The sequence below is a fragment of the Photorhabdus sp. RM71S genome, from assembly GCF_042879355.1.
In the GTDB taxonomy this organism is placed as follows: domain Bacteria; phylum Pseudomonadota; class Gammaproteobacteria; order Enterobacterales; family Enterobacteriaceae; genus Photorhabdus; species Photorhabdus kayaii.
The window spans coordinates 1-318 of sequence record NZ_JBHFKV010000238.1; the positions used below are offsets into that span (position 1 = coordinate 1).

The following is a 318-nucleotide window of genomic DNA, read 5'->3' on the forward strand; positions in this document are numbered from 1 at the left end:
CAGCAGAGGCGCCACCAAAGGGAGTTCAGTATGGCCTTTTTTCAGGTGAGCCGCCATGGCTGACATGGCGTAATACATCAACCGCCAGGCCATCAATGGGTCAGGAGTGGACTGATGTTCAATCAGACAATAGATATAGCCTTGTCCTCGAACTGTTTTAACCGAGTACAGCACATCACTGTGCAGTTGACGTAAATGCCGGTCCACAAAACTGCCGGGTTCCAGTTTTAATGTGGCTAAATCACACAACGACTGGACCTCTTCGGGCAGATAAAGGGATAAAAATTCCCTGGCCGTTTCGGGCTGCGTTAAAAAATG

Annotated in this window: 1 protein-coding gene; it reads right to left on the reverse strand. The window is 49.1% G+C overall.

Features of this window, described 5'->3' with window-relative positions:
* On the reverse strand, positions 1 to 318 hold a 318-nt coding region (locus tag ACGF5R_RS24700), incomplete at both ends, for an Rpn family recombination-promoting nuclease/putative transposase (protein ID WP_387693286.1).